This window comes from Agarivorans sp. Toyoura001, from assembly GCF_005405585.1.
In the GTDB taxonomy this organism is placed as follows: domain Bacteria; phylum Pseudomonadota; class Gammaproteobacteria; order Enterobacterales; family Celerinatantimonadaceae; genus Agarivorans.
In genome coordinates, this window is sequence record NZ_BJEQ01000023.1 from 59500 (window position 1) to 66606 (window position 7107).

Consider the following 7107-nt stretch of genomic DNA (forward strand, 5'->3'; position numbering starts at 1 on the left):
GCGTTCGATCTTTGTCTTGGCAATCTCACCTAAGTAACGGCTAAGCCATTCTCATTGAATAGAATGGCGCGACCCCTTTTACACGTTTAACGTAAAGGGAGGCAGAATTATGCCTGTATTATCAACCACCCAATTATCATTTCAGCTCGATAACGGTGAATGGTTATTTAGCGATATAAGCTTTAACTTAGCGCCAGGTTTAAGCGGTTTAGTGGGCCGCAATGGCGTGGGCAAATCTTTGTTCGTTTCCTTGTTACTTGGCCAGCTTAACGCCACCCAAGGCAGCGTAACCCGCCAAGGTAACATTGGCTTTTACTCACAATTACCGTCGCATTTATTAGACAGCAATATTCGTATTGATGAATATTTGGGTATTAGCGAAAAACTGGCGGCTTATCATGCGATTGAGCAAGGCAGCTGTAAACCAGAGCATTTTGATTTACTGGGCGAAGACTGGGAGGTAAAAACTCGTGCTCAGCACACCTTAGAAAAACTAAATATTGGTGAAAGCCTTGATGCGTATTGCCACACCTTAAGCGGTGGGCAACTTGCCCTACTCCAACTACATCGCTTATTTGAATCCGACGCCGACATTTTGTTGCTGGATGAGCCCACTAACCACCTAGATTCAAATGGCAGGTTGTGGTTAATAGAGCAATTAAAGCACTACCAAGGCCAAGCATTAATAGTTAGCCACGACCGCCAACTGTTAAGGCAAGTGAGCACTATTTATCAGCTCACGCGTTTAGGTTTGCGCTTTTATAGCGGCAACTACGACGAGTATTGGGCTCAATCTTCTGCGCAAAGTGACGCTTTAGACAAGCAAATTACTCAAGTAAAATCAGAGCAAAAGAAGATAGAACGGCAAGCCCAAGCCAATAAGGAAAAGGCTCAGCAACGGGAAGCGAAAGGAAACCGAATAAGAAAATCGGGCAGCCAGCCAAAGATTTTACTCGACGCAATGAAAGAACGCGCAGGCCAAAGCCTCTCTGCAACGGCCACTATGCAACAAAACCAACGTGAGCGAAGCCAAGATAAACTGCAAGCCTTACAGCAACAAAAAGAACAGCTAAAACCGCAAGCTTTGTATTTGCAACAATCGGAGCAAACCAAAAAACGTAGCTTGTTAAGCATTAAGCAATGTTGCCTAGTCTTAGGCAACAGCGAACCTGTTACCTTTAGCCTATCGCAAACTGAAAGGGTCCACTTAAGTGGCGCGAACGGTTGTGGTAAATCCACCTTACTAAAAGCAATAAACGGAGCAGAGACTCAATACAGCGGCCTTATTACGGTGAATACCAACACCGTGTATATGGATCAGCATTTTGGTTTGCTCAATCCTTTAACGAGTCTGCTAGATAACTTAACCACACATTGCAGCGGCCTGCATCACAGCACTGCGCGCACACTCTTAGCAGGTATTGGTTTTAGACGAGACTTAGTACACCGAGAAGTTGCTCTGCTAAGCGGTGGCGAAAAAATGAAACTAGCCATGTTAATGGTGAGCCACATGGTTAATTCGCCATTGCTGCTGTTAGATGAACCCGATAACCACTTAGACATAGAGTCGAAGCAACTACTGGCAGAGGCATTAAACACTTATAAAGGTGCGTTTATTTTAGTGAGTCATGACGAGGATTTTGTGCGAGATATTTCAGCTTGCGAAGAAGTTGTGATGAGCTAATTAACACATACAAAAAGTAAGTAAAAAAATACCAAGGCCAAAGGAATACCTTAGGCCTTTGGTATTTCATCTCTCAAAGCTAACGCTTAGTTATTCGGTTTTCACTGCACCACGCTCAACGGTTTTAAGCGGCAATATAAAATTGCCCCTAACGCACCGAGCAGGTGGCCTATATGGTCAACCCCCATATCCAAGGGGTCGTTAGAATCACTGTCAAACTCTGAGTAGAAAGCCAGCATTAATGCCATAAACGAGAACAGAAAAATGGCAGACAACCACTCTTTAAGCGTTAACTCCTCTTCATCGGTAAAATAGGCTGCAGCAAGACCAAAGACACCGCCTGAGATACCACATACAGCAATATTTTCTGAATAGAATAGTATTGACGGTATAGATGCGAAAGCGCCAACTACAAGGACAGCAAAATACCTTTTAGCTCCAACTCTGCGCTCATAAGCAGAAGCGAGGCCTAAACCAACCACATTGGCTGCAAGATGGACTAAATTCCCATGAACAAAGAGATGGGTTATCGGCTGTAATGGCCATTTTAAAAACTGTTCGCCATCATTACTCAAAGCCAATATGTGATACAAATATTCATCTACAGTAATAAAGCCAAAATTAGTGGTGACTAGAAATACCACCATGATTAAGACTCCCGAACATACCGATGCCCACACACTCTGAAGGTTCTCTTTATAAGTGACAGCACTGGCCTTCAAACTGCTTGGCGCAGGCTTAATAGAAACTAATAGGCCAACATAAATGGTTACTGTGATAAGGAATAGAATCATTGAGCTAATGGTATATTTTTCTCGATGTGTTGCTGCACATCAGGCAGTAACTTTGCAATCTTTTCTACACCCTTAAGCTGGGCTTTTACCGTTACTTTTCGATTATTTTTAAAGGTAAACTTCATTGGTCGTTGAAGCAATCCCTTGCCTATTTTTACGCTTTCAATCTCATCAAATTCGAAAAAGTCATGCTCTTTAAACTTACCTAACATGCTGAGTTTATGGAACGAGATACCTTTCTCGGTCACCGCTAAGAAATAGGATTTCATACTTAATACAAAAAGAGGCCCGATCAAGAAAAACAACCAAATATTGGGAGGGCTAATAGCTTGAAAAAAACCAATAAGCGCATCGCCCTCATTCAGATTATCTTTGATGTATTCTTGAGCCTGTTCTTTATTCATCACTACTCCTTGTTATGCTATCTAAATCATTACAAACGCTTATTATAAGCAAGTGCTCTTCTTATAAAGCCAATATTATCAGCAACCTGAAGACATAAAAACAAGAACATCAGTAAATAGAAAAATAGAAAGATAAATGAATAGATGTAAGGAGTGACAAACAGCTGCATCGCACTTAACCGAAGGTTAATCAATCTAGTGAACACAACTAGCTAAAACAGGTTTACCGTTGTTGGTGCAGAAATGTGTTTGCGAAGTAATCTAGCCACTTAAGGGCTAAGCAAAGCTAGATTACTTGCTAACTAACGGGCTTAAGAATAGTCGCCAGATAGCTAACGCTTTCAAGCGCCTACTTACAAACCTTGGCTATATTGTGCATTGGTCCGTACGGTGACCATCTCACTTAAGTGTTGCTGCGCTTGTTCATCGCCTTGCAAGAAGCGCTCAAATTGAGTGACTAATTCAGTTTTATCTAACTCTGCTTTAGAGCCCGCTCCAATATTGGTTAAGTCGATAAAGAATTCGTCAAACTGCCCAGCGAGGTCATTCACAATATCAAAGTTTAAGAACTGCTCGTGGTTGTAAATACTCGGGTAACCGCCCTTTTGTTTATCTACGGCAAACGACACACCTTTCACGTTAGTGATAGTGGTAGCCTTAGTACATTTGAGCATGCAACCGTCTTCAATCGCGGGTTTGTTACAGCCAACAGTTTGTTGGAAAAAGCACTGGCGGCTGGTCATCATTAAAATAGGATGGTAGATGCTGTAGAGCATTTTAAAGTTGTCTGGGCGAGTAATGTTTCTAATTTGTAGGCGGTTTATTTCGTTAGATATAAAGGCGCCCGCACAATTCAACTCTTCCTTAAGGGTAAGCAAAGCGTAAGAGTTAGTGGTATTTAAGAATGGGCCCGCTATCCACTCTATGTCCATTTCAAATGCCTTGTAAGCAACACCAGTATTATTGCTTACTATTTTTGCTGGGCGAACTTGTTCTAATAAGCGCACCGCTTCTAAATAGTCTTTCCCAATAAGTACTGCAGGAAACCAAGGGATTAAACGCGGGTTACGCAAGAAAATATCTATGTACTTGTTACAGCCCTTTTTAAAGCTCTCTGGCAACTTAAAGTAAATATCCGATTCGGTTAAATCACATAGCGGCAGGTCTTTCTCATCCGCAATCAGTATTGACATACTTGGCTTGCTAGTAATGCGCTGGTGTTTCTCAAGCGCTGGTACTTCTACCGCTGGCACTATAGGCACCGAGTTATTCAGTAGAAATGCCGCTTGGTTTTTAAGTTCGGTTAACTCTTTATAAGGAAGGCTTAAGTTTTCATCTAGCTCACTGCAATCAAACGCTTCAACGCTAAAGTCGTTAATAGCAAAGTTTTTAAAACGTTTTTCAATGGCTTCGGCATCTAGCGTAATTTTAGAGGCTACTCGCAACGAAGATGTCGTTTGCAGGCGATGCACTTTGTCGTTATCACCAATGGTCATGGTTAAACATAGCGGTGTATCTAAAGAGCCTGAGAACGCCATTGCCAAAGGTTGCTTGGCAATACTTAGGTACTTAATTTTTTCGGCCAGTTCTTCACCAATTTCGTTACGCTCGGCGTGAAGGCCTTTTCTGGCTTCTTTAATTTCTACCACCGATATGGCGTTATATTTTTGCACCGCATGCTGCACACTGTGGTCGCGAGGGTTATCAATAAACATATCTTTGGTCAGGTTGCCCTGCAGAAACGAGTTAGTGAAATCGCGGTTAAACACTCGGTGTAGGTTTGAGTCATCTTCCAGCAACTGGCCGCTTTCTACAAACTTATCCACTTGCTTACGCCAGCTATCGACAACCGTGTAAACATAGTGAGCGCCTTTAATTCGGCCTTCAATTTTGAGTGAGTCTACTTCAGCATCAACCAACTGCGGCAAATCAAAATAAGCAGAGTTATCTTTTAGGTTAAGCGGGAAACGATTGCCAGCAGCGGTAATTTCGTATTCGTCGCGACAGGCTTGGCTGCAACGGCCTCGGTTACCAGAGTTACCAACACTTACCGAGCTTGAGTAACACTGGCCAGAAAAGGCAATACACAAAGAGCCGTGCACAAAAACTTCGGTTAATACGTCGTGCTGGTGTGCTAAGGCAGTTAAGGTTTTAATTTCCGGTAGATTTAGCTCTCGCGATAAGTTCACTCGCGTAGCACCGAGTTTAGCCAAGAATTCAATTTGGCCTTCGTTATGTGTAGTAAGCTGGGTAGAAGCGTGAATGTCCAAGCTAGGAAAGTGCTTTTTAACTAAGTTAAATACTCCCAAATCTTGAACAATAATGCCGTCGATACCGGAATTAACCAGTTTGTTCAGCAGCTTAACCATGGCGGGAATTTCTTGTTCAAGAATTACCACATTTAGCGTTAAAAACACTTCACAGTCGTACTTATGCGCTAAGCGTAATATGCCACTGAGATCTTCAAAAGAAAGGTTAGAGGCTCGGTTACGGGCATTAAACGTATCTAAACCACAATACACCGCATTAGCCCCGGCAATTACCGCCGCTTTAATGGCTTCTACATCACCACCAGGGGCAAGCAACTCTATCTTTCTAGTCATTGTTTCAAACTCACTTTACTTGGGCTAACAGCCTTATTTTTACTGCGCGGGATTTTAACGGCAACCGAACACTATTGCTACAGTTAACTAACTTCGTCCAATCTTAGTTATTGAGCCCATTGCATTTAGTCATTCCAGGCTATATCACTTGCCGCTAGCCAAGCTTACTTTGGCGATTCATCCCACAAGCCACTAAGCAGCGACTAAACTATGGGTAGAACCCACAGCTTATGGTGGGCGCTTAATAGCAAATGACCGATTGCTCGAACAATCAGGACTAAAGCTTATGGCTAATAGCAATTCATACCCTAGCAAAAAATCTACCGGCACTTGGCAAGTGGTGGTTGCTGTTATTATCTTAGTTACCAGCCTCATTGCTGCGTTCTACTGGGGTTACAAAGACATTCACTTTCTGGTGGTCAATCCCGAGCTATCCGATAAAGGCAGCGATATTTTTCTCAAATACCTATTTATTGTGGTTGCGGTAGAGCGCGCTGCTGCGGTGTTTGTGAGTAACTACCGAAATCGAAAAGTAGCTGACTGGACGTTAAGAATATCCAGAATCAAAGAAACCCTGTCAGATGAAAGCCAACACCTTAATGTACTAAAAATGGTATTTGAGCGAGAAATCCAAGTCGCCCAAAAAGTGCTAGATAAGCAAATGGTTGATTTGCTTATTCCGCCAGAAGACAACGCCGATGAGTACCGTGCCGCGCTACTTTGCATTAAACACAGTTACGAGTTCTCGCTAGCTAGGCATCAATCTACCTGCAACCGCGATGTGACCTTTTTTGTGTTTATTTCGGGTATTGTACTGGCATCACTAGGGCTTAGTATTCTTAGCGATGTAATGATGAACTTAACTGAAATATCCGGCATACACGGCCACTTAATAAGAATTGCAGACGTATTAGTTACCGGTGGTTTATTAGGTGGAGGCAGCGCGGGGCTAAATTTTGCTTCAACACGATTTGCAGAGCTGATGAAAAAGAACTGATGTCACTTGCTTATCTAAACCTTTGCCTCGGCATGGAGCACTTAGCCTAAGCGACTATTTTTTCGACAACTAAACCATTGTTATTGGTGCGACCTGCAATTAGTGATTTAAGCGCTGTTATTAAAGGTCGCTTTACCGTATGTTGGAACAAAGTTGCTCAGTAGCGAGACCATTAGTGAAAAAGTATAAACATGAAGCGCAGTTACTCAAAAAAGCCTTACAAATTGGCGAGGTATACGCACTGCAACGCGGTTTTGCCAAGTTTCCTCCCGGCATTTCAGAGAAAGACAAAGTAGAAGCTTTATACATGCTGTTGGCCGAAGACAAGCGACTTACCCCGCTCCCCAAAGACAAAATCACCGGCCCAGAAATGCGCCACAAGTTGGTATTGTGGTTAGCGGGTCAATTACCTAAAGACCATGAGCTATTAGACGGCTAGCACCGGTTCAAGTTATCGATTTAAAAGCAGCGCTTAAGTGCTGCTTTTTTATGTTTGTTTGTCCCGTCCGGAAATAGGTTGACATAAAGAGGACTTCTTTATGACAACACCCATTAACTCAAGCCGTAAGCGCACACAACGAGATTACACCTTAGCCTTTAAATTAGGTGTCGTAGCGCGCATCGA

Annotated in this window: 7 protein-coding genes; 4 read left to right on the forward strand and 3 right to left on the reverse strand. The window is 42.8% G+C overall.

Annotation, left to right across the window (positions count from 1 at the left end; genetic code table 11):
* The first annotated feature begins 109 nt into the window (after nt 1-109).
* On the forward strand, nt 110-1684 hold the full coding sequence (locus FFR00_RS19700; RefSeq protein WP_137675127.1) for an ABC-F family ATP-binding cassette domain-containing protein: 1575 nt from the start codon (nt 110-112) through the stop codon (nt 1682-1684).
* Nucleotides 1685-1785: 101 nt separating this feature from the next.
* On the opposite strand, the gene FFR00_RS19705 is transcribed toward FFR00_RS19700, so the two are convergent.
* From FFR00_RS19705 to FFR00_RS19715, 3 genes are all read right to left on the reverse strand, one after another.
* Complete coding sequence (locus FFR00_RS19705) at nt 1786-2331, reverse strand: rhomboid family intramembrane serine protease (protein WP_201798778.1); 546 nt, start codon at nt 2329-2331, stop codon at nt 1786-1788.
* Nucleotides 2332-2474: 143 nt separating this feature from the next.
* Nucleotides 2475-2882 carry a PH domain-containing protein gene (locus tag FFR00_RS19710; RefSeq protein WP_137675136.1) on the reverse strand — a complete coding sequence of 136 codons (408 nt, stop codon included), beginning with the start codon at nt 2880-2882 and terminating at the stop codon, nt 2475-2477.
* Between the two features lie 353 nt (nt 2883-3235).
* Entirely contained in the window at nt 3236-5485 is a 2250-nt protein-coding gene (locus FFR00_RS19715) for a peptidase U32 family protein (RefSeq protein ID WP_137675129.1), read from the reverse strand.
* Between the two features lie 286 nt (nt 5486-5771).
* Here FFR00_RS19715 and FFR00_RS19720 point away from each other — a divergent pair, with 286 nt between their 5' ends.
* The 3 genes from FFR00_RS19720 to FFR00_RS19730 form a co-directional block, all read left to right on the forward strand.
* Nucleotides 5772-6482, forward strand: a complete 711-nt coding sequence (locus FFR00_RS19720; protein WP_137675130.1) for a hypothetical protein — start codon at nt 5772-5774, stop codon at nt 6480-6482.
* 175 nt (nt 6483-6657) lie between these two features.
* Nucleotides 6658-6921, forward strand: coding sequence for a DUF5062 family protein (locus FFR00_RS19725; RefSeq protein ID WP_137675131.1), 264 nt, complete (start codon nt 6658-6660; stop codon nt 6919-6921).
* A 100-nt stretch (nt 6922-7021) separates the two neighbouring features.
* Nucleotides 7022-7107 (forward strand): valyl-tRNA synthetase (locus FFR00_RS19730; RefSeq protein ID WP_137672878.1); only part of this gene is annotated, 86 nt, incomplete at its 3' end.